The organism is Paenibacillus selenitireducens (genome assembly GCF_002021565.1).
In the GTDB taxonomy this organism is placed as follows: domain Bacteria; phylum Bacillota; class Bacilli; order Paenibacillales; family Paenibacillaceae; genus Paenibacillus_K; species Paenibacillus_K selenitireducens.
On the sequence record NZ_MSZX01000001.1, the window covers coordinates 24,085 to 44,935 of the forward strand.

The following is a 20,851-nucleotide window of genomic DNA, read 5'->3' on the forward strand; positions in this document are numbered from 1 at the left end:
TCATTATAAGTGACTTGCATCACACTTTTGAACGTAATATCTTTACGCGTACAGTAAAATTTTTAACATTATGCTCCATCCATCCTGGGCAAATCCTCGACAGGTCTAACGGATGAATGAAAAAACCTCCACAGCGGGAGGTTTGCGGCTTATAGGTCTTCAAAGCGATGAATCGGTATCTCGCGAAATAAATTTGGAGGGCGGAACGCTAAAGTGCTTCTTGAAACATTTGCTGAAATATTGCGCATCATTATAACCGACCATCTCCGCAACGAAATATAGGTTTTTACAGCCGCTCTCCATGAGTTCTTTGGCTTTGACCATACGGCATTTCGTCAAATATTCAACGACTGTAAAACCGGTTTCGATCTTAAAAATACGACTCAAGTAACTGGGGTTAATATAAATGCTCTTCGCAATTCGCTCCAAATCAAGCTCTGAAGCGAAATGTTCGTCGATGTATTGCTTGGCTTTCTCGACCAGCCTCGCCGGCGTGGATTGTTTCAGGCTGCGCGTTTCGTCTAATACACCGTGATAGAGATTACGAATCCAGTCCTTAATCTCTTCCAGACGCTCTAACTCGTCGACGAGCTGTGCAGGTTGAAAGGTATCGCCGACGGATTGCGTAATATCCAGTTTATTTTCGGCTGCGTACATATTCAGGGTGAACACCAGCTCATATAAGGTCACATATAAGTGGTTCAACGTTAAGGTGCCCCATGATGCACGCATGAGCATATGATGAAGCTCGCCTTCAATGGTCTCCCAATTCCCCAATCGAAGATGAATGATCATCGTCTCCCGAATGTAGGTAAGTGGCGAAGTATGCGCTTGTTTGGGAATATGATCGAAGGAAATCACGCGGTTCCCGCCATAGATGGTACGATGCCTTACAGCATAGAGGGCTTCTTTATATCCCTGAGAGATGCGGTCAAATCCATGCACGGTACCGCCAATGCCAGCCGTTACGGTGAATTTCAAGAATCGCGCTACTGCTTGTACGGCCTCGGCACACCGTTGCTCTACCGTATCTTTGCGAGCCGCCCGCTGGTTTTCGATCGGTCGATTCATCAGGAGGACCAAGCGTTCCTCTTCGTCCCATGAGCATTCGACTTGCTCCATAGGGGCAAAGAATTCGCTAAATATATTCAACACAGCAAACTGCTGCCAGACAGGCTGGTTCTTCCCCAAAGCGTTCGTTTTATCGATCGAAATCACCATGACTGTCAGCTCATCACCGTTAAGATTGGGGCAATGCTGATGAATTTTGTGGATATCGGCATGGGACTCCGCGCCTGCTAACAAGCCTTGTATGAAGGTTCTTCGCAGAATCGAATAGCTTTCTTGTACGCTTTTCTTAAGATCTTCGGTTAGTGATTTCTGATGCTGTTGTTCGTGAATTTGGACAGCGATCTTGTTCAATACCTCTGTCATCTCCACCATGTTCAATGGCTTCAGAAGATAGTCGGACACGCCGGCCTTTAAAGCAGACTTGGCATATTCAAAGCTGTTATAGCCTGTGAGGATCATGATTTTAAGCTCTGGATGGTGTTGATGTGCCGCTTCGGCAAACGCAAGGCCGTCAACGATCGGCATGTTGATGTCGACGATCGCCAATTGAATGGGGGTCGGTGCATGCTCCAAGAGCAGCAGCGCATCTTCGCCATTGGCAGCCTCGCCAACAATCTCATACCCGAGCTCCTCCCAGTTCACGCTGATTTTCAGACGTTCTCGAATTAAATACTCATCATCCACAATAATGACGCTGATCATTTACCATCACTCCAGTTCATGTTTGCAGGAAGCATAATGCGCACTGTTGTGCCTTGCCCAGGAACGCTGTCGATTTCCAGACCGTATTGCAGTCCAAAATATAATTGAATACGTTCGTTCGTGCTCTTAAGGCCAAAGCTTTTATCTTTATAGTTATCGGGTTCTTCTGTCAGAATCTTGTGCAGCTGCTCGGGTGTCATGCCAATGCCGTCATCTATAATTTCAATCCATACTTTTCCATCATTCACCCAGCCTTTGATGATGATGTGTCCCATGCCTCGTTTGTGCTTAAGTCCGTGGTAGATGGAGTTCTCCACAAGCGGTTGGAGCAGCAGCTTAATTGTCACGTATTTATAGATTTGTTCATCCAGTTCGAAGATGTAATCCAATTGGTCGCCGTACCGAATTTTTAGAATTTCTAAGTAAGACTGCGTAATGACCATTTCATCTTCGATAGAAATAATATGACTTCCCTTGCTCAATACACCGCGGTAAAATAACGCCATTTTACTGACCAGGCTGACGATATCGTTATTTCGCTGCAAATCAGCTAACGCGCAAATACTTTCTAGGGTGTTATACAAAAAATGAGGATTGATTTGCGATTGCATGACGGCGAGCTCATACTCTTTTTTCTTCTTCTGTTCTTCCATTCGATTGTCCATGAGAAATTTCGTTCGCTGCACCATCTTGTTGAATTCTCTGGCTAAAGCACCGACTTCGTCTCTTGTTTTCAATTCAAGCGAGACATCGAGGTTTCCCCGCTGCACTTGCTTGATCGTCTCTTTAATCCGATTTAGCGGTCTCGTAATGGATTTGGCGACAAGGATGGTGAGGATGATGGAAAGCCCAATAAAGACCATGCTCAGCACGTAAAATTTATCGGTTAGCACTTGATTGTCCTTCGTAATCTCTTGGATCGGGACGACACCAACGATGGTCCAGTTGAGTCTAGGATAGCTTTGCGACACGACGAGATGTTCAATACCGTTGAATGTGAATGTTTTGCCGCCTGCATGCCCGAGCACCCAGGAGAAATAAGGCTGTTTTGTGATGGAAGTATATAACTGGCTTTTATCTGGATGCGAAGCGATCCTGCCGTCTTTGTTCACGATAAAGATGTGACCGTCATGTCCGATATCAATATTCGCATATTGGTCGGCAATGTAGCGCTCATCGATGGATAATTGAATAATGCCGAGCGGGCTCCCGTCCTTGGAGGAATTGAACTTCTGGAATAAGGACACGACGTTGTGGCTGGATTCTTCTTTGACATAATTGCTGATTGCCGTATTGTTCCATACGAGCCCATAGGGAGAGCCTGCAAACCGATTGAAATATTGACGGCTAACGTCGGATACATTTTTCAGACTGCCAGAGGTATAGATCTGGCCGTTGTGATCATAGATCAGCATGGAATCCACGAAAGTTTTGGAATCCACAATGTCCGCGAGCGCATTCGATACTTCCACATACCGATTGTAGGTTTCTACCGGGTTAGAAGTAGGAGGATCGCTTAGAATGCGTTGCACATTGCTGTTGGTAATCGCGATTTTGGAGTAATTTTCTGCGTTGTCGAGAATAATTTCAAGCTTTTCAGATACTAATCGGAGGTGCTGTTCTGTATTTTCAACCGCCTTGCCGATCAGAATGTCGGATGAAATACGATAGGTAAAAATCGACATGGAAATGATGAGTACGGAAACGGCGATTATGAACGATAACGTGATTTTCTTATGAATCGATAAGGAATAGAAAAACTCGAGCATTCGATTTTTCATTCGTACAAGCAAGTTCTCCAGCCCCCAATTTTTGTAAGCGCTTACGAATTTAATGTATGAACGGCGAGGTTGTGACCTTTGTCATAACTATACTGTAAATCCTAAGGTGCTTGGGTAGGGTTGTCAATCGTATTTTACGAGGGTGTGTCGAACAGGGGGGAGCATGAGACAAGTTCGGGCGCGCATACATTGTAAAAAGACAACCGGGGAGGCGAGTCCCGTGCATTTTACCATGCAGGAGAAGTTCGGTGATAAACCGGTATCGGATTGGATGGAGACACGCCTGAAAGCCGAAGTGCTTCAAGTTCACGGCGTCGTTATTCAAGTAACTGTTCATCTTGCGAATGCAACCATGGGGTCAGACGGGGGGGACAGCGTATGCAAGCCGACACCCGGATCAAGTGCGCCATCTACGCACGGGTAAGCACGGATCAACAAGGCGATTCCATCGACAATCAAGTCAGCCAATGCGAGGAATATATTCACCGCTTAGGGGAGCAATACGATGTCTCTGACATTATCATCTATCGCGATGAAGCCGTCTCGGGATATTATACAAGCGTATTTGACCGGCACGAAATGAGACAGGCGATTCAAGATGCGAGGGAGCATCGGTTCAAGCTGCTTGTATTCAAAGAGGTTAGTCGGGTCGGTCGGGATAAACAAGAGAATCCTGCGATTATCGGGATGTTCGAGCAGTATGGCGTACGCGTCGTCGCCATTAATGATAACTATGATTCCTTGAATAAGGACAATATTACCTTTGATATTCTATCCGTCTTATCGGAGCAAGAGAGCAAGAAAATATCGTCACGGGTAAGCAGCGCCAGGAAGCAAAAAGCGCGACGAGGCCAGTGGGGCGGCGAGCCGCCGATTGGCTATGTGGTCAATCGGGCAACGAAGCGGCTGGAGACGGATCCCGTCCAGCGGCATATTCCAGCCCTTATGTTTGAGCTGTATGTCCATCATGGGTTAGGCACGTTCAGAGTTGCCCAAGAGTTGAATCGCCGGGGGATGCGAACCAAGAACGGCAATCCTTGGACGCGTGAGAGCGTGAATAAGATCCTCCGCAATCAAGCATACATCGGCAACGTTGTCTACGGTACGCGGCGTAATCAGCTGAAGCGGCAATATGATGACTCGGGTAAAATGTCCAAACGAAAGGTACAAATCCGTACAAATCCTTCAGAATGGCAGATCGCCGAGGGAGCTCATGAAGCCATCGTAGATCCCGAGCTGTTCCAAGCCGCGCAGGAAATACTCCAGCGTAAGAGCAAATCCACTTCGCCGCGCCGTGCATATCACCCTCTAACGGGATTGCTGTATTGCGGTCGGTGCCAGCAGCGCATGGTCTGCCAGAAACGTGCGTCCGGGGGGAATGCCTATCGTTATTACGTCTGTTCCACCGCCCACAAGTATGGCCGGGAGTCATGTTCACAACCGAATATCTCAGCGGATCCGTTAGAAATGACTGTGCTTGATGCGATTCGCAGACAACTGGATCAGATCAAGAAGGAGCAATTCGATATCACCATTGATCGATCCCGAGATGTGGAGCGGTTGCAGCAGGAGCTTGCCATGAAGCAGACGCAGCGCAACAAGCGGAATAAGGATCAGCTGGATCTGTTTCGTCAGAGGGAGCTTTTCGAGCACGATACCTATACGCAGCAAATGCTAGCGCTAAAGGAACAATTGGTACAGTTGGAGGAAGAGATCGCTGCAACGATGAGACAAATGGCTGTACTGAAGCAGGCAGAAGGGATGCCGGATATGCTGCAAGCGGCTATTCAACGGCTGAAGGCATTGCAGGTCGAAGGGGCAGAGGCGACGCGCGCTGTATTCCAGGAGCTGCTGAATCGCGTGACCATTACGAACAGACATATCGAATTGGTGTATGATGTTTTTTTTGTGAGGGAAAACATGATGAGATAAGAAAAGGCGGCTGCGCTCGAATGATCGAGTGCATAGCCGCCTTTTTTAGGATCCATTTCGGGATAATACGATGCCCACCGTATGAGGTCCGCAATGGCTGGAAATCACACATCCCGTTTCCGCAAGAAGCACTTCCTTGGCATTCGTCTCGCGCAGCAAGATTTCACGGACTTGAATAGCTTCTTCCTCTGCTAGGGCATGAGTGACGGAGATGGTCTCCCCCTCCAACTGATCTTTGAAATGCAGTGCATTTTGAATCAGCTGCTCTAATGTTTTTTCGCGTTTGCCGCGCAGTTTGGCAGCAAGAATCATTCTTCCGTCTACGACTTTAACGACTGGACGTATTTTGAGCAGGCTGCCAATGAAGTTCTGAAGACTGGAGCAGCGGCCGCCTTTATGCAGATAATCCAATGTATCAATGATGAACTCCGTCTCGATACGATCGCGAGAGTCAAGCACGATTTGTTCGATCTCTTGAAGCGTACGGCCTGCTTCGGCTGCACGTACAGCTTTGAGTACGAGTAGACCAATTCCTGTAGATAGATTACGAGAGTCTACAACCGTAATACGGCCCTCTGGGAAACTATCAGCCGCAATGATGGCATTCTGACAGGTAGAGGATAATTCCGTGGACAATCCGATAAAGATAATATCGTCACCAGCTTCAATAGCTGGAGCAAAGGCTTGAATAAAATCACCCGGTGAAGGTGAAGCGGTTTTGGGCAAATAACCCAATTCATCTACTTTGTGAAATAGCTGCAGCGGTGTCATTTCAACACCATCCTTGTAAGCATCCTCGCCGAATGTTACGTAGAGCGGAATGATACCGATCTGATGCTGTTCGCGCAACTCAGGCGGTAAATCGCAAGTGCTATCTGAGAAGACCCGAATTTTGGACATGGATCATAACCTCCTGAAATATATGTATCGCGTGACCGTCGTTGATCTCTTGAGACGACAATTCATCTATTATAATACAACTCACCCTATTGTTAAGTAGGGAAATATTGACATTCGATTCATTGTAACCTTGCCGAGTCATCTGAACAAGCATCAATAGGATACACGACATATGTTAGTCCTGCCCCGTATTAAGGGGTCAAGCATGCAATGCATCCTGTAGTACTTTGCCTACAAGATCATGAATGACGACGTGTGCAAGGGAATCATACGGAGTAGCTTCCTTATTAATCAGAACGAGATGCTCCCCGCGGTAATAGCGAATCAGACTGGCTGCGGGATTCACCCGTAACGAGGTGCCTCCGACAATCAGAACATCTGCCTTGGCAATATGATCGATCGCGGCTTGAAGCACGGCCTCATCCAGCATCTCTTCGTATAATACGACATCGGGTTTAACAATACCGTTGCATTGTTCACAATGAGGGATAGGGTCAGAGGTACGTAATACATATGGAAGATCGTACGATTGTCCACAAGTTATGCAATGATTCCGATGAACAGAGCCATGAAGCTCCAGCACATGTTGACTGCCAGCCATCTGATGCAGTCCATCAATATTCTGTGTGATGACAGCGGTAAGCTGCCCCCTGCGCTCGAGTTCAGCCAAGGCGTGATGCGCAGGATTGGGACGAGCATTTGGATAAATCATTTTTGAAATATAGAATTGATAGAACGAAGCTGGTTGTTTTTTAAAAAAACTATGACTTAACATAACTTCTGGCGGGTATTCGAAGCTTTGATGATCTTGATAAAGCCCTGTTGCGGATCGAAAATCCGGAATGTTGCTTTCCGTCGAGGTTCCGGCACCTCCGAAAAACACAATGCGTTGGCCATGTCGGATGATATCTTGAATTTGTGAGTGAGTCATGCGATCTTACCTCCGTTTTTCGTCTTGCCTATAAGATACTACAAGTATACACAAAGGAGAAATATATGCGCGTCCAATCGTTTAAGCCTGTTATCCATGAGACTTGCCGTATCTTAATTTTAGGTTCTATGCCAGGGGTCAAATCTCTGCAGGAGCATCAGTATTATGCGCATCCACGCAATCATTTCTGGCCTATCCTATATGGGCTGTTTGACAAGACGCCAGTATCAGATTATGAACAGCGTCTCCAGTTCGCGCAATCGAAAGGATTTGGACTCTGGGATGTGCTCGGGGAATGCGAACGGGAAGGCAGCTTGGATACGAATATACAACATGCGGTACCGAATGATTTTGCCGGCTTGCAGGTCACGTATCCGCAGATCCATCATTTCTTTTTTAATGGGGCAAAAGCGTATGAATTGTTTATGCGTCACTGCGCCTCCCAAGTATCGTTGGAACATGTGACACTGCATAAATTACCGTCCACGAGCCCCGCGAACACGGCTTCCTTAGCAAGTAAACTGGAACAGTGGAGGACCGAGCTTCAATCGGTATCCATGCATTCTCATTTTGATATGGAATAAATCACAAGTAGTCAAAATTTTGTAAAGGAATTTTTAGAGGAATGTTGAAATATTAGGGGTAAGGTTACAGTCTGATGCAAGGGAGGGGATCTTGAAGGCGTGCAACACTTGTTGGTCATGAAAGTTCAATTTTGTTAGCAAAAGGGGAACGAGATCCATGGCAACCATTCAAGCAAGAACTGCACATGCAAGCACAACGCAAATTCAAATTCCTACGTATGACGTATTAGACCACGATGTGAATCCTATTTTCGATAAACATTTAAATCCGTATCCGTACACGATGCAGAATTATCGTGCTTCCGAGCAGGTTATGAAGACCTATGATGCGGTTATTCTGGAAAATGAGTACCTGCAGCTGACGTTTCTTCCGACGCTAGGAGGCCGATTATACCGTGCGCTAGACAAACGGACACAGCAGGAATTTCTCTATACGAACAAAGTCATTAAACCTCGTATGATTGGTACGCGAGGCGCCTGGTTCTCTGGCGGTATGGAATTTAATTTCCCGATCAGCCATTCGCCAACAACCATGGACCGGGTAAATTGTACGACCCTGGATCATCCCGACGGCAGCGCGTCCGTAATCTTCGGAAATATCGAACAGCTGTCGATGATGAACTGGAAGGTGGAAATCAAGCTGTATCCGGGCAAGGCATATATGGAACAGCGCGTACATTTAACCAATCCGACCCCGAAAGAAAATCGGTTTTATTTTTGGACCAACACCGCCGTAGCTTACAATGAAAGCGTCGAACTGATCTATCCGTTCGATTGGTGCCTCAACCATCTCGATGCCAAGTATTTGAAATGGCCTTTCTATCAAACATACGATTGCCGTAAAGCCAGTGAAATTCCCTTTGCTTACGAAACGTTTGGCAAGCTGATGAACCATAACTTTTTCGGGATTTATAATCATGATGAGCGATTTGGAGTCGTTCACTATGCGGATCGCAAGAAAGTGAAAGGGGCTAAATTCTTCTCCTGGGGGAATGACGCAAATGCCAAAGCTTGGAACCAATCCTTGACAGATGATGCTTCCGAGTACATTGAAATTCAGAGCGGACCGTTCGAGAGCCAGATGGTGTATAAGTTCTTGCGGCCGCATCAGACCCTATCATGGCGTGAGTATTGGTATCCAGTATCCAATATGAATGGATTTCAGTACGCGGAGAAGGAAGTGGCTGTTCAATATGAGATCACATCGAATTCCATCGTCTTTACGTTAGCGGCGACGGAGAGGTTTGATCATAGCTGCATTCAATTTCAACTCCGCGGGCAAGAGCAGCAAGTCGAGTTAACGCTGACGCCGGATCGGAATGAGCGCGTTACATTTATGCTGGATGCCCCTATCGCCGATGATCGGTTTACGCTGGAAATTCGTTGCGGGTCGCGTACCATTCTCAGGATGGGAGAACGCGAGGAATTCGTACATGAGTACCCTGATACGGCTATATTTGAAGATTCTCGAAGCGTCATGGGAGAAGAAGATCAAGAGAAGCTCTATAAAATGGCGGAACTGAAGGAGTCGCTGGGGCTCTATGGTGAAGCCATAGAACGATATGAGCGGAATTTAGCCCAACAGCCTGACTGCACATTAACGCTGAACCGTCTCGGACAGCTCTATCTTGCCAGACAGCAACCCGAACTCGCAGTACCTTGCTTGACGAAGGTGCTCCGCTACGATAACCGCAATAGCAAAGCTCGCTTTCATCTCGCGATGGCAGAGAAAATGATCGGAAATTATAGTAAAGCTCGTAGGCTGCTTCAAGATATCGCAGGGGATGCAGAATATTATCAAGCATCTGTGATCGAGCTCTCAAAGCTGAATATCATGTTCGGATACTGGCGCGAAGTACAGGGGAATGCGGATGAACTGCTGCGTGCCGGGGACACCTATAGCCGAACATTGTTAGCGATAAGCTACAAATACGACGGATGTATGGAAGAAGCCGAAGCATTGCTCAGGGATGCCGTTGGATCGAATGGGAATCAGGTTCCGCTTCTTACCGTACATGAGCATATTCTCGTTGCTCGTTATTTATTAGGTAAATCCGAAGCGAGTAAGGAATCATTGATTCAGTACACGCAAGGGGACGAACGGGTGCTGCTTCCGATTGCGTTGGATTATCAAGAGATGGGATTGCATCAAGATGCTGAGGAAATCGTGAGCTTGATTGAAGCGCCTACCATGAAGACGAAGATCGCATTTGCCGGACTGCAGCGGGCTTCGGATGAGGCGGAACGGACGGTGCTGCTGCAGCAGATCCTATCGGAGTCCCTGGATTATGTGTTCTTGAACGAGCCACAGCTCATCGCATGGACGGAGCGATTCAAGGGTACGGATGCAAGCGGTAAGCTGAATTATTTGCTAGGCAATTATTATTATGCCGTTGGCCGCTTTGAAGATGCCCGAACAGCCTTCGAAACGGCATATGACAAAGGGCTGCGTTACACCGTGCTGTTGCGAAATTTAGGCTATAAAATCTACTATCAGCAAGATTGTAATCTTGTGCGCAGTGAACAGCTCTTAGTGGAAGATATTCAAATCAATGGCGGCAACAATGTCGACAGCCTCCTCACATTGAATCAGATTTATGCAGTATGGGGAGAAAATGAAAGACGCAAGCAAATTATTGAGCGAATGAAGCAGGTGGACAATCATTCTCTTGTTCTAATCGCGCAAGTTGATGCGTATAAAGCTATGGGGGAAGAAACGAAGGCTTGGGAGATTCTGAATACAGCGGAGTTCGAGAACTGGGAAGGGAAGGAACTCAGCGGTCCTTGTTATCGTGATTTTGTGATTCATATGGCGATGAAACATGTCGCTGAAGACCAGTTAACCGAGGCGAAGCAGTGGATAGATCTTGTGGATCAATACCCTCGTCAACTAAATTACGGGGATTCGCTTCGAACCCCGTTATCGGAAATGAAGTATTACAAAGCTATCATCTATCGCAAGCTAGGGGATGATCAGACGGCGAAGGCATTATTCAAGCAAGGGTATTTAGAAGCGAGCCAGGCAGAGATTTTCGCGAATGAACGAAGCCATATATACAGCATGCTCTGTTTACAAGAGTTGCAGAAGTAGCATTGGATGCGTGAATGGATGAGAAGCATAATTATATACCGTTGGAGGGATGACGATGTCGGATCGTAAAATTAACCAGATTTTATCCCACAATACCGTTATTGTGAGCAGTTCGACGGGAACGAAGTCGATTCTTTTTGGCAGAGGAATTGGATATATGAAGAAACCGGGGATGTTCGTGGAGCAAGCGGACATCGCCGAAGAGTATTTGTTGTTGCCTGTCTACCATGCCTCCAATGTAATGATGAAGAGCTGCGTCTAGCAGCATCCATTGAATCGCACATGTACAAAAACCTGTATCGCAGAACATTCCGTTCTCGGTACAGGTTTTTGTTTGTATTGGTTTACAATATTTTCTATCCGTGATATATATTCTCTAAGAAACGAAGAGAAAGGTTGATCAGATTGAATGTGCAAGGCGTCTTCAAACGATTAAGCAAGTATATGTTGAATTATAAGCTTCTTTATACAGGATTACTTCTATCCATGTTCGTGGGGATCGTCATGGATTTATTTATCGCTTGGTTTCTCTCTTTTGTATCCAATGCAGCCGTTCATGCACAAGTAGGGCAATGGAAGAACATTATTGTGCTTGGTATCGTGATGCTCGTGGTCTTATTCGTGAATTCGTATTGTGATACGCTTCTTAAGAATAAAATATCGGTTAACATTCGCAATGATCTCCGCATGGATACGATGAAGCATGTGATGAGATTGCCGCAGTCGTATTTTGACCGCAATCATTCGGGAGATTTGCTATCGCGGTTCACCAATGACAATCAATCGGTGGGAGATGCTTGCGGCGGGACGATCATGGGGTTGATCCGGAATCCGCTGCTAGCGTTAGCGGCGTTCACTTATCTATTATATATTCACTGGCTGCTAGCTATCATTTGTTTTGCGATGGGGCCCTTAATATTTTTGATTGGAAAAGTGTTCGGAAAAGCGATGCGCATCAACAGCGTGCAGCATCAACAAAAGATGGGGGTAGCGACATCTTTTCTGAATGATATCTTAGGCAGCAGCGCGATATTTAAGACGTTTAAGTTGGAGCAAAGACTATTAAAACGGTACCAGCAGCATAGCGAGGAAATCTCTGCCTTAGAACAGACAAAAGGGAAAATTGAAGGCGCAACCAACGCAACATCCCAGGTTGCAGCCAACTTAACCTTCTTGATGGCCATTGTCATTGCGGGGTACTATGTTTCGCAAGGGGATTTGGAAATCGGTGCGATGCTTGCTTTTATCCAATTAATGAACTATCTAGTCTCTCCCTTCTCGGCATTACCGGGCTTGATTGCTTCCTTACAGCAATCCCTAGGGGGAGCAGAGCGAATTTTCGAACTTATGGATCAGAAGACGGAATACGAAGACTTGCCAGAGGACTTGAACCAGAAGCAGCACTTCGAACAATTACAATTGGATGCTGTCTCTCTCTCCTACTCGGAAGAAGACCCTAAACCTGTATTGCAAGATATTCATCTTCAGGTGAAGTCTGGTGAAATGTTGGCAATTGTGGGTCCAAGCGGTGGAGGGAAATCGACCTTGTTCAAAGGATTATTAGGATTCTATCCGTTCACACAAGGATCCATGCGGATCAACGACGTTGATGTGGAAGAGATGACGTTAAGCAAGCTTCGTGATTATTTCGCATTTGTTCCGCAAGAAACACATCTGTATACAGGAACGATTCGCGATAATTTATTGAGCGGGGACCATCTTGCAGATGATGCAGCGATACATACCGCATTGCGACGAGCAAATGCATACGAATTTGTGATGGAATTGCCGCAGGGGCTGGATACCGATATTGGCGAGCATGGCTCCCGATTATCAGGAGGACAAAGACAGCGGTTATCGATCGCAAGAGCTATCCTGAAGGATTCTCCCATTCTCTTGTTGGACGAAGCAACGGCGGCACTCGACAATGAATCGGAGAAAATTGTTCAAGACGCGCTTCGTCGATTAATGAGTGAGAAAACGACGCTTGTCATCGCGCATCGACTGTCTACGATCCAGAAGGCGGATACGATTGTCGTGATGGATAATGGACGGATTGTTGAGCGGGGTACACACGAAGAGTTGTTAGCGGGCAAAGGAAGATATCATGCTCTATATTATAGTCAAGTTGAGCGTGATGAGGTTACGGCTTAAAGAGGGGATTACAGGTCAGCTGGGATACTGGCTGGCCTTATTTGTGTGGTCTTAGTTCCTTATGAGATACCCAAGGAACCGGAGGTATCCATCATGGCAATAATAACAGCATTGGAATGCGGCGTGACGACTTCTTCCCAGGTCTTATAGCGTAAATCTTCAGGCGTGATACCGTGGATGCCAGGTTCTCCGGCTGTGGCATTCCGTTTCAGATTTTCAAGAATGGTTCTCTTCTTATCGATATTGGACATGATGCCTTTGCGCCGAATATCATTGAAACGAATTTCTGTCGTTTCGAGTTGGTCTTTATCTTTTTGCTGCAGATGCGGGAGTTCCAGCTCTTCGAATAGTAGGGTCTCAAGTTCCTCGATGCTGACTTCGGCTTCCACATAATCTCCGCCGGGCTGATCGCCGGCTTTATCCCCTTTGCCTGGACTGCTCTTCGGATCGGTTCCTAAGACATCGCCGACTTGACTGTCACCATCCCCTTGACCTACATGTTTCTTCTTGTTGTAGTTATAAATGAAACGAAACTCATCCAGACTGCGAATCGGCACTTTGATGATCTGCTTGCCATCGGACATGATAATATTCTCTTCCGTCACCAGATCAGGTAAGTTTTGCTTGATCGCATCTCGAACTTTTTGTTGATGGCGGGATTGATCCTGAAATCCTTTACGATGTAAAGACCAGTCTTCCCGCGATACAATGGACATGTTTGGATCCATGCAAGAACACCTCCTCGAGATGGGCACTTTAGCGTTGATTAACCTGTTGTTATTCAATATATTCAAGAATGCGGACGATATGTGACCACATTCTATTCAGGTTCTTCGTACAAGTATGAAGAGGAGGTACGGGGAAGAGGGAATGTATTAATGATTCGTGATCCCTATTGCATATAATACGATGATGCCGATCATAAGAACCGCATGGATGATCGTGCCTGTGATCGCGAAGCCTTTTTTTCGATGCTTCATCGCAAGGCCTATGATACCCAGGATGAGTCCGACGAGGTTCACGAGTAGGAAGAATAGAATCAGAAACCCTACGACGACGAGTCCGCCCATGTTTGCCGAGGATGCCATACTTGTCGTGACGGATTGAATATCGCCTGCGATATTTACGACCAATCCAACAGCGCCGACAATGGTTCCGATATATCCTAGCAGACAGACCAAGCTCAGAACGAAAGATGTGATGCCTAAACCGGATGATTTGAGCGCTGGCGGTTGTTCTTGGGGTTGAAACGTCCCGGGTGTGTAATTTGTGTTCATTTGCGAATCACTCCTTTTTTGATGTGCGATACCATGTTTGGATTTACAAGTCTTATTTTCCACATTCCGGATGTTTTTGCAAACATAATATTTGTCGTTTTCATGTTCAATCTGGAAAAATCCGTCGTTTTTTATTATGATAGATGGGGATTCAGAAAATTTGAAGTACACAAAGGAGTATTGAGGATGTTACGTAAGTACGTTGTCATTGGCAGTTTAAATTTACTCGTTGCCGTTGCTCTTGGTGCCTTTGGCGCCCACGGCCTTAAATCCATATTGACAGTGAGTCAACTGAATACATATGAGACCGGTGTCCACTACCATATGATTCATGCACTCGGAATTTTGTTGATTGCTGTGCTCTCTGCACATTTGAAGCCGTCCCGTCAATTACTGTGGTCGGGTAGAATGCTGTTTGCCGGGATCATTTGTTTTTCTGGCAGCTTATATGTGTTGAGTGTTACAGGAATTACTTGGCTTGGTATTATTACACCTATTGGAGGCGTCGCTTTCATCATTGGATGGTTACTGCTTGCCGTTGCGGCGTTACGTAACTCGTAGATAAAGAGAGAGGATCGTGCGTATGAACGCGAAGATGCTGTCTTCAAATGAACAGTTGCTAAAGGCAATTTTAGAGCATTGCCCGATCTCTGTTATTGAGCTAGAGACATCGGGGAAAATCGTGGCTGTAAATCGCCATACCTGTGAGATGACGGGATTTGATGAACATGAGTTAATCGACAGGGATTATCGGCTGTTTCTTAGTGATGAAGTGAATATAGACAGTAAAAGTGTTTATGAACGCATCATGCTTGGAAAATCCATACAAAGAGATACCTATTTCGTACATAAGCAAGGAGCTCAAATTGATTTGCAGATGCTGATTTTCCCGATCATGCGGAAAAATCAAGTAGATCGTCTGATGTTAATTAGTCAGGATATTAGCGATCGCAGACGAGTTAATGATCGTATTCGGTATATGTCTTATTATGATGATGTTACAGGGCTTCCCAATCGTAAAATGTTCATAGAGAGGTTAGCGGAATTGCTGGAAGCTACACTTTCTACCGATGTGGGGATTGCTGTGGCTTACATGGATTTGGATCGGTTTAAACTGGTAAACGAGTCGTTCGGACAGGAGTTCGGAGACATGCTTTTGATGCAAGTTGCTGAACGTTTGACCCGCGTGGTCACAGAATATGATTTTGTTGCCCGAATGGACGGCGATGAATTTATTTTCTTTTTTGTCAACGTGACGTCGAAGGATGAAGCGCTGCTGAAAGGCCAACAAATTCAGAACATTTTGGAAGAACCCTTTGTATTAAAAGATCAACCGATTACGCTTACGGCAAGCATTGGCTTATCCATGAATTGCAAAGCGGATAATGATGCAAAAGCGCTGATTAAGAAAGCGGATATAGCGCTTTCGATCGTCAAGAACAAAGGGAAAAATCACTATCAGCTCTATACTACGGATATGTCTCCTAAATCATTAGAACGGCTGACACTTCAACATGATTTGCGCAAGGGAATGCTGAATGGCGAATTTATTCTTCACTATCAACCGCAGATTCGCATGGAAACCGGACATATTGTTGGTGCGGAAGCGTTAATCCGATGGATGCACCCGGAGAAAGGTTTGGTACCGCCGGGGATGTTCATCCCGCTGGCTGAAGAGAACGGACTTATTGTTCCCTTAGGCGAATGGGTATTGGAAGAGGCATGTAGACAGAATAAAGCCTGGCAGGATGCGGGTTTACCGCATATCCCGATCTCTGTGAATTTGTCGATGAGACAGTTTTTGCTGCAGAACTTGAATGAAAAAGTAGGGCAGGTCCTTCGAAAAACGGGGCTTGAAGCAAAATATCTGGACTTGGAGATTACCGAGAGCATGACGATGGATGTAGAATATACGTCGAACTGTTTGATGGAATTGCGTGAGCTCGGCGTTGGCATTAGTATCGATGATTTTGGAACCGGCTACAGCTCGTTTAGTTATTTGAAGGACTTTTCCATTAATCGTCTCAAGATCGATCGCTCATTTGTCCGTAACATTAATGAGGATCCTAGTGCAGCCGCGATTGTTGCATCCATCATTTCGATGGCCCACCATTTAAACTTACAGGTAATTGCGGAAGGCGTGGAATCAGAGGATCAAGTTCATTTTCTGAAGGAGCATTCATGCGATGAAATTCAAGGCTATTATTATAGTCCGCCTGTTCCTGTCCAAGAGATTGAGCAATTATTAACGGGATATTGTTCATGAATATCACCATACATAATCAAAGGGAGTGCCATGGCGGCACTCCCTTTTGCTGTCTCATTACACGATAAATTCGTCAATTTCATTCAGTTGTAGAATATATACTTGCTTCTCGTCAACGTGGTAGACGTGAATGAGTGAACGTGCTGGATCAAAATCTAGAATACGTCCGGGAATACTCTGTTGCACTCCCCTGCCTTTATTAACGATAAAACGAATCAACTTCGATTGGTGGATCGCAGCGAAAATAATATCATGAATGGAAAGCTCAACATCAGCAGAATTATTGGCTTGAAGTGCTTTGGCCAAGTCAACTTGGTTCAAATAGTGCATTTGCTTGGATGTATTAGATGATGTTGTATTATCCATATATCTCCCCAGCGCCTCCGACTTTATAATCATCTACACCTATGGCGTAGAGTACTATTGTACCACGAATTTTATTTCCTCCATAGAACTAAAAGAATGGGTAAGGAGTGGGTACAAAGTAGGATGTAAACAGGGTCTCACTCGTTGAATTCTTTCGCATATATTGTTAAAAATCGATTGCGTGTAGGAGGGCGGTAAGATATGGTTCGGGTTGAGCCCATACAAATTGGTGACGTAACAGTCATCGGTGTAGAAGTAAAGCTTCCGAAGACAACATTAATTGCTGTAACAACAGATCGCGGTTATATTATGTGCGGAGCGCTTGATGTTGGCTTGTTGAACGACCGATTAAAGGATCGTCAAATTATTGCAGGTCGTGCTGTTGGTGTGAAGACATTAACGGAATTGCTGGAAGCTCCTTTGGAATCTGTTACTTATGAAGCTGAGGCCTTAGGCATTCATCCGGGCACGATTGGCAGAGATGCCATTCTAAAGATGTTAGGTTGAGTGTAAAAAGGAAAGGTACAGCGGAAATCATCGCAAAAGATTCACTGTACCTTCTTCTTTTTCATTCTAGTGTTCGCGTGCTGTGATTATTGAAACAGCTTCGGCAAGTTCACATGAAACGGTGGTTTAATGATCCCCTTCTCCGTGATGATGGCGCTGACATACGCATGCGGTGTTACATCAAAGGCAGGGTTAAATACTTTTACGCCAACGGGTGCGGTACGCTTCCCGAAGCCTTCGGTAATCTCCGATTCAGGACGTTCTTCAATCGGGATATCGGCTCCGCTTGCTGTCTGTAAATCAATCGTAGATAACGGACAAGCGACGTAGACAGGAATATTGTGTGCTTTGGCCAGGACGGCGACGCTATATGTCCCGATCTTATTCGCTACATCCCCATTCGCAGCCACACGGTCAGTCCCTACGATGACAGCTTGTACCCAACCTTTCGACATGACATAACCAGCCATATTATCGCAAATCAAGGTAACATCTACGCCTGCTTGCTGTAATTCAAATGCCGTGAGGCGAGCACCTTGCAGGACGGGGCGTGTTTCGTCTGCAAATACTTTGAGTTGTATCCCCCGTTCCTGAGCGAGGTAGAAAGGAGCAAGCGCAGTTCCGTACTTCGCTGTCGCAAGTCCCCCCGCATTGCAATGTGTCAGTACACCCATACCATCCTCGAACAAGGTCAGCGCATGTTCGCCGATCTGACGGCAGACTTCTTCGTCTTCTGCTTGTATACGATGCGCCTCATGAAGTAAGGCGTTATTGCGTGCTGTAAGAGATAGAGATGTATCTGCTGCGGCCTTCTCCGCACAGTGCGTCATACGATCCAAAGCCCAGAAGAGATTGACGGCCGTTGGACGGGAAGTTGCTAAATAATCTGCGATTCGACGAATTTCCCCGAGCCATGCTTGGGGTTCTTCTTGGGTTGCTGCTTGCGCTCCTAAGGCAACACCATAAGCAGCGGCAATGCCGATTGCAGGGGCTCCACGAACGGCTAAGTGGCGAATAGCTTCCCATACTTGCTCTACTGTGGTTAGCGGCAGCATGACAATTTCTTCGGGAAGCAAACGCTGATCGAGCAGATCTAGATGTGTTTCTGCCCAGCGGACAGATTGAAGCGGTGGTGTTATTGTCATGATACTTGAACTCCTTTAGTTGCTTGTTCTAAGGTGTCGATAAATGCGTCAAATGATGTAACTTGACGATGTTGCAGGATCAGTGCGCGCCCCACGGTAAGCGCAAGCCGTTCGGCACGTTCACGGACGCGGTCGTCCGAAATAGTGTCAATATCCGCTACATGCGCTAGACCAATGGTACGGCGAATGATTTTACAGCCGGCAAATCCGATCGAATCTTGAAGCAGCTGCTGCATATACAGATCTTGATATCCTGGAACTTTCGCTAATGGATCTACAGCATGCTCGTTCCAAAGCGCACGGAATTTCGTATCAAATTGAGACCATGTATCACGCAAGGTATCTATGAGATATTCTCGATAGGAAGCACGCGCTTCTTCGGAACGGCTCCAATGCTCCTGCCCGATGTAGTTCAATGCTAAATTCGCAAGAACGGCGCCAATATCGAAACCCATAGGTCCGTAGTAAGCAAATTCAGGGTCAATGACTTTGGTGGATTGCTCCGTTACGAAGATACTGCCGGTATGCAAATCCCCATGAAGCAATGCTTGCGCAGAGGTTAAGAACTTCATGCGAAGCAACGCAACCTCAAGGTGCAGCGGTTGATCAGCCCATAGTGCTTCGACAGCATCACGAATGGCTGCATTGAAGTTATTTGTTTCGGCATCAACATACGGATCAGCGAAGATAAGATCCTCTGTAATTTTGCAAAGGTCCGGATTAATGAATTGTTTCACGGATTCCTTCTTCGCTTGTTGGTTCTGACCCAAGTCCGATGTGAAGAAGAGCGTCCGCGCCAGAAAATCAGAGATATGCTCAGCAAAGAGCGGGTAGCGATTTCCTTCAATTAGCCCTTTACGCATAATGATATGATCGCTTAAATCTTCCATAATGGTCATGGCTAGCTCTGAATCATAGCGATATACCGTAGGTACAAGCGTAGGGCAGAGTTGATATGCAAGAATTAAGGCTTCACTCTCGATGCGGGCACGATCTAGGGATAACGGCCAGGATTCACCGACGACTTTGGCATAAGGCAACGCTTGCTTCAGAATAATGCTCTTGCTGGAATTGGAATCCGTGATATGAAAGACGAGATTAAGATTGCCGTCCCCGATTTCTCTAACTTGCAGGTTGGACTGTTCGTCGAATAAATTCGGAATTTCCTGGGCGATTTGAATCGCCTCATCGAGCGTTAACGGATGATAAGCTGACATTTGCGTCGCACCTCCACAATACATTTTTTCCCCATGGGAATGGTCTACTTTATTTCTAAGTATAGCGGATATAATTGGATGTTAAAATAGAAAAATTGTGACGATGTGATAAAAATCATGGTCATTTATACATAAACTTTATTGTTTGAAGTGAACTCTCGTAGAATTCGAGGTATAATAGAGATATTGACTGATAGAAAGGCGGTAGTTGAATGCCGAATTTAGCACAGCCTGTGGCTTTGAAAGAATGGGCGGTTGCGATTCAAGCACTTGCGGACGGGAAGCAAATACTATTGATGCGAAAAGGCGGGATTATTGAAGAAACACGACATTTCGAGCTGAAAAGTCATTCCTTTTATTTATACCCTACCTTTGAACATCAGCGCAGGGAACTGCTTAAAGATGCGTATCAATCGGATCTGGATGCGACTTTAGTCGGTTGGTCGGCGGAGGATACTCGCGTGCCGTTGCAATTGTATGCTGAAGTTGTTGAGGATATCGAAATTCATGATCAAGACATGTTGAATCGTTTGCGCGATTTTCATATTTGGACGGACCAATTTGCAGAAGAGCGGCTGAAGTGGAAGAAGAAGCTGCCGCTGCATGTTCTTGTTTTACGGGTGTACAAGATCGTTCCGTCGGTAACACTTGATATAGAATCGGAGTACTTAGGTTGCAAATCATGGATTACGATGCCGAAATCAGTAACAGCAGTAGATTACACCAACTTCGTTCCGGTATTGCGTGATGAAGCATTTCAAGAACAAGTGGATGCGATTCACAACGTACTTGAAGGATAATTGTCAGTCAGAAGAAGCGTAAGACCGTAATCGGGCGCGTTCATTGCGTTCGATTGCGAATTAAAGTAAAATTATAGTTGATAATCAATGAGAATCACTTTAGAATGATTATAAGGTAAGATTTGTT

Annotated in this window: 18 protein-coding genes and 1 pseudogene; 10 read left to right on the forward strand and 9 right to left on the reverse strand. The window is 45.8% G+C overall.

All coding sequences use genetic code 11. The features are described from left to right. Positions 1-159: 159 nt before the first annotated feature. A complete protein-coding gene (locus BVG16_RS00145; RefSeq protein ID WP_078496456.1) occupies positions 160-1,773 on the reverse strand; it encodes a response regulator in 1,614 nt (537 codons plus the stop codon). Continuing rightward, positions 1,770-3,566, reverse strand: coding sequence for a cache domain-containing sensor histidine kinase (locus tag BVG16_RS00150; protein WP_233146853.1), 1,797 nt, complete (start codon positions 3,564-3,566; stop codon positions 1,770-1,772). Before BVG16_RS00150 ends, BVG16_RS00145 begins: the two co-directional genes overlap by 4 nt. 151 nt (positions 3,567-3,717) lie before the next feature. On the opposite strand from BVG16_RS00150, the gene BVG16_RS00155 reads away from it, so the two are divergent. Then, entirely contained in the window at positions 3,718-3,978 is a 261-nt protein-coding gene (locus tag BVG16_RS00155) for a hypothetical protein (RefSeq protein WP_144027246.1), read from the forward strand. Further along, positions 3,933-5,486, forward strand: a complete 1,554-nt coding sequence (locus tag BVG16_RS00160; protein WP_078496460.1) for a recombinase family protein — start codon at positions 3,933-3,935, stop codon at positions 5,484-5,486. The genes BVG16_RS00155 and BVG16_RS00160 overlap by 46 nt, the downstream gene beginning before the upstream one ends. A gap of 45 nt (positions 5,487-5,531) precedes the next feature. On the opposite strand, the gene BVG16_RS00165 is transcribed toward BVG16_RS00160, so the two are convergent. Continuing rightward, positions 5,532-6,386, reverse strand: a complete 855-nt coding sequence (locus tag BVG16_RS00165; RefSeq protein WP_078496462.1) for a DegV family protein — start codon at positions 6,384-6,386, stop codon at positions 5,532-5,534. Positions 6,387-6,585: 199 nt separating this feature from the next. Beyond that, positions 6,586-7,317, reverse strand: coding sequence for an NAD-dependent protein deacylase (locus tag BVG16_RS00170; protein ID WP_078496464.1), 732 nt, complete (start codon positions 7,315-7,317; stop codon positions 6,586-6,588). A gap of 65 nt (positions 7,318-7,382) precedes the next feature. On the opposite strand from BVG16_RS00170, the gene BVG16_RS00175 reads away from it, so the two are divergent. The 4 genes from BVG16_RS00175 (at position 7,383) to BVG16_RS00190 (ending at position 13,146) form a co-directional block, all read left to right on the forward strand. After that, positions 7,383-7,901, forward strand: a complete 519-nt coding sequence (locus BVG16_RS00175; protein ID WP_078496466.1) for a DNA-deoxyinosine glycosylase — start codon at positions 7,383-7,385, stop codon at positions 7,899-7,901. Positions 7,902-8,058: 157 nt separating this feature from the next. Beyond that, positions 8,059-10,992, forward strand: a complete 2,934-nt coding sequence (locus BVG16_RS00180) for a DUF5107 domain-containing protein (protein ID WP_078496468.1) — start codon at positions 8,059-8,061, stop codon at positions 10,990-10,992. Between the two features lie 55 nt (positions 10,993-11,047). Continuing rightward, on the forward strand, positions 11,048-11,254 hold the full coding sequence (locus BVG16_RS00185) for a CAT RNA binding domain-containing protein (protein WP_078496470.1): 207 nt from the start codon (positions 11,048-11,050) through the stop codon (positions 11,252-11,254). 134 nt (positions 11,255-11,388) lie between these two features. Then, complete coding sequence (locus BVG16_RS00190) at positions 11,389-13,146, forward strand: ABC transporter ATP-binding protein (RefSeq protein ID WP_078496472.1); 1,758 nt, start codon at positions 11,389-11,391, stop codon at positions 13,144-13,146. A gap of 68 nt (positions 13,147-13,214) precedes the next feature. On the opposite strand, the pseudogene BVG16_RS00195 reads toward BVG16_RS00190, so the two are convergent. After that, positions 13,215-13,874 (reverse strand): annotated as a pseudogene (locus tag BVG16_RS00195) (DUF444 family protein); the annotation flags it as partial. A 147-nt stretch (positions 13,875-14,021) separates the two neighbouring features. Continuing rightward, on the reverse strand, positions 14,022-14,423 hold the full coding sequence (locus BVG16_RS00200) for a hypothetical protein (RefSeq protein WP_078496475.1): 402 nt from the start codon (positions 14,421-14,423) through the stop codon (positions 14,022-14,024). Positions 14,424-14,609: 186 nt separating this feature from the next. Here BVG16_RS00200 and BVG16_RS00205 point away from each other — a divergent pair, with 186 nt between their 5' ends. Together BVG16_RS00205 and BVG16_RS00210 are read left to right on the forward strand one after the other, a co-directional pair. Further along, positions 14,610-14,984, forward strand: coding sequence for a DUF423 domain-containing protein (locus BVG16_RS00205; RefSeq protein WP_078496477.1), 375 nt, complete (start codon positions 14,610-14,612; stop codon positions 14,982-14,984). Between the two features lie 22 nt (positions 14,985-15,006). After that, positions 15,007-16,689, forward strand: a complete 1,683-nt coding sequence (locus BVG16_RS00210) for a putative bifunctional diguanylate cyclase/phosphodiesterase (protein WP_078496478.1) — start codon at positions 15,007-15,009, stop codon at positions 16,687-16,689. Positions 16,690-16,746: 57 nt separating this feature from the next. Here BVG16_RS00210 and BVG16_RS00215 read toward each other — a convergent pair whose 3' ends face one another. Then, complete coding sequence (locus tag BVG16_RS00215; RefSeq protein ID WP_078496480.1) at positions 16,747-17,055, reverse strand: hypothetical protein; 309 nt, start codon at positions 17,053-17,055, stop codon at positions 16,747-16,749. A gap of 201 nt (positions 17,056-17,256) precedes the next feature. Between BVG16_RS00215 and BVG16_RS00220 the strand changes: the two genes are divergently transcribed. Continuing rightward, positions 17,257-17,562: a YunC family protein gene (locus BVG16_RS00220; protein ID WP_078496482.1), complete on the forward strand. Its 306-nt coding sequence runs from the start codon at positions 17,257-17,259 to the stop codon at positions 17,560-17,562. A gap of 86 nt (positions 17,563-17,648) precedes the next feature. Here the strand turns inward: BVG16_RS00220 and mtnA are convergent, their stop codons facing one another. Both mtnA and mtnK read right to left on the reverse strand, forming a co-directional pair. Beyond that, on the reverse strand, positions 17,649-18,707 hold the full coding sequence (gene mtnA, locus BVG16_RS00225) for an S-methyl-5-thioribose-1-phosphate isomerase (RefSeq protein WP_078496484.1): 1,059 nt from the start codon (positions 18,705-18,707) through the stop codon (positions 17,649-17,651). Next, on the reverse strand, positions 18,704-19,924 hold the full coding sequence (mtnK, locus tag BVG16_RS00230) for an S-methyl-5-thioribose kinase (RefSeq protein WP_078496485.1): 1,221 nt from the start codon (positions 19,922-19,924) through the stop codon (positions 18,704-18,706). Before mtnK ends, mtnA begins: the two co-directional genes overlap by 4 nt. Positions 19,925-20,136: 212 nt before the next feature. On the opposite strand from mtnK, the gene BVG16_RS00235 reads away from it, so the two are divergent. Continuing rightward, positions 20,137-20,724, forward strand: a complete 588-nt coding sequence (locus BVG16_RS00235; protein WP_078496487.1) for a DUF1802 family protein — start codon at positions 20,137-20,139, stop codon at positions 20,722-20,724. Positions 20,725-20,851 lie beyond the last annotated feature (127 nt).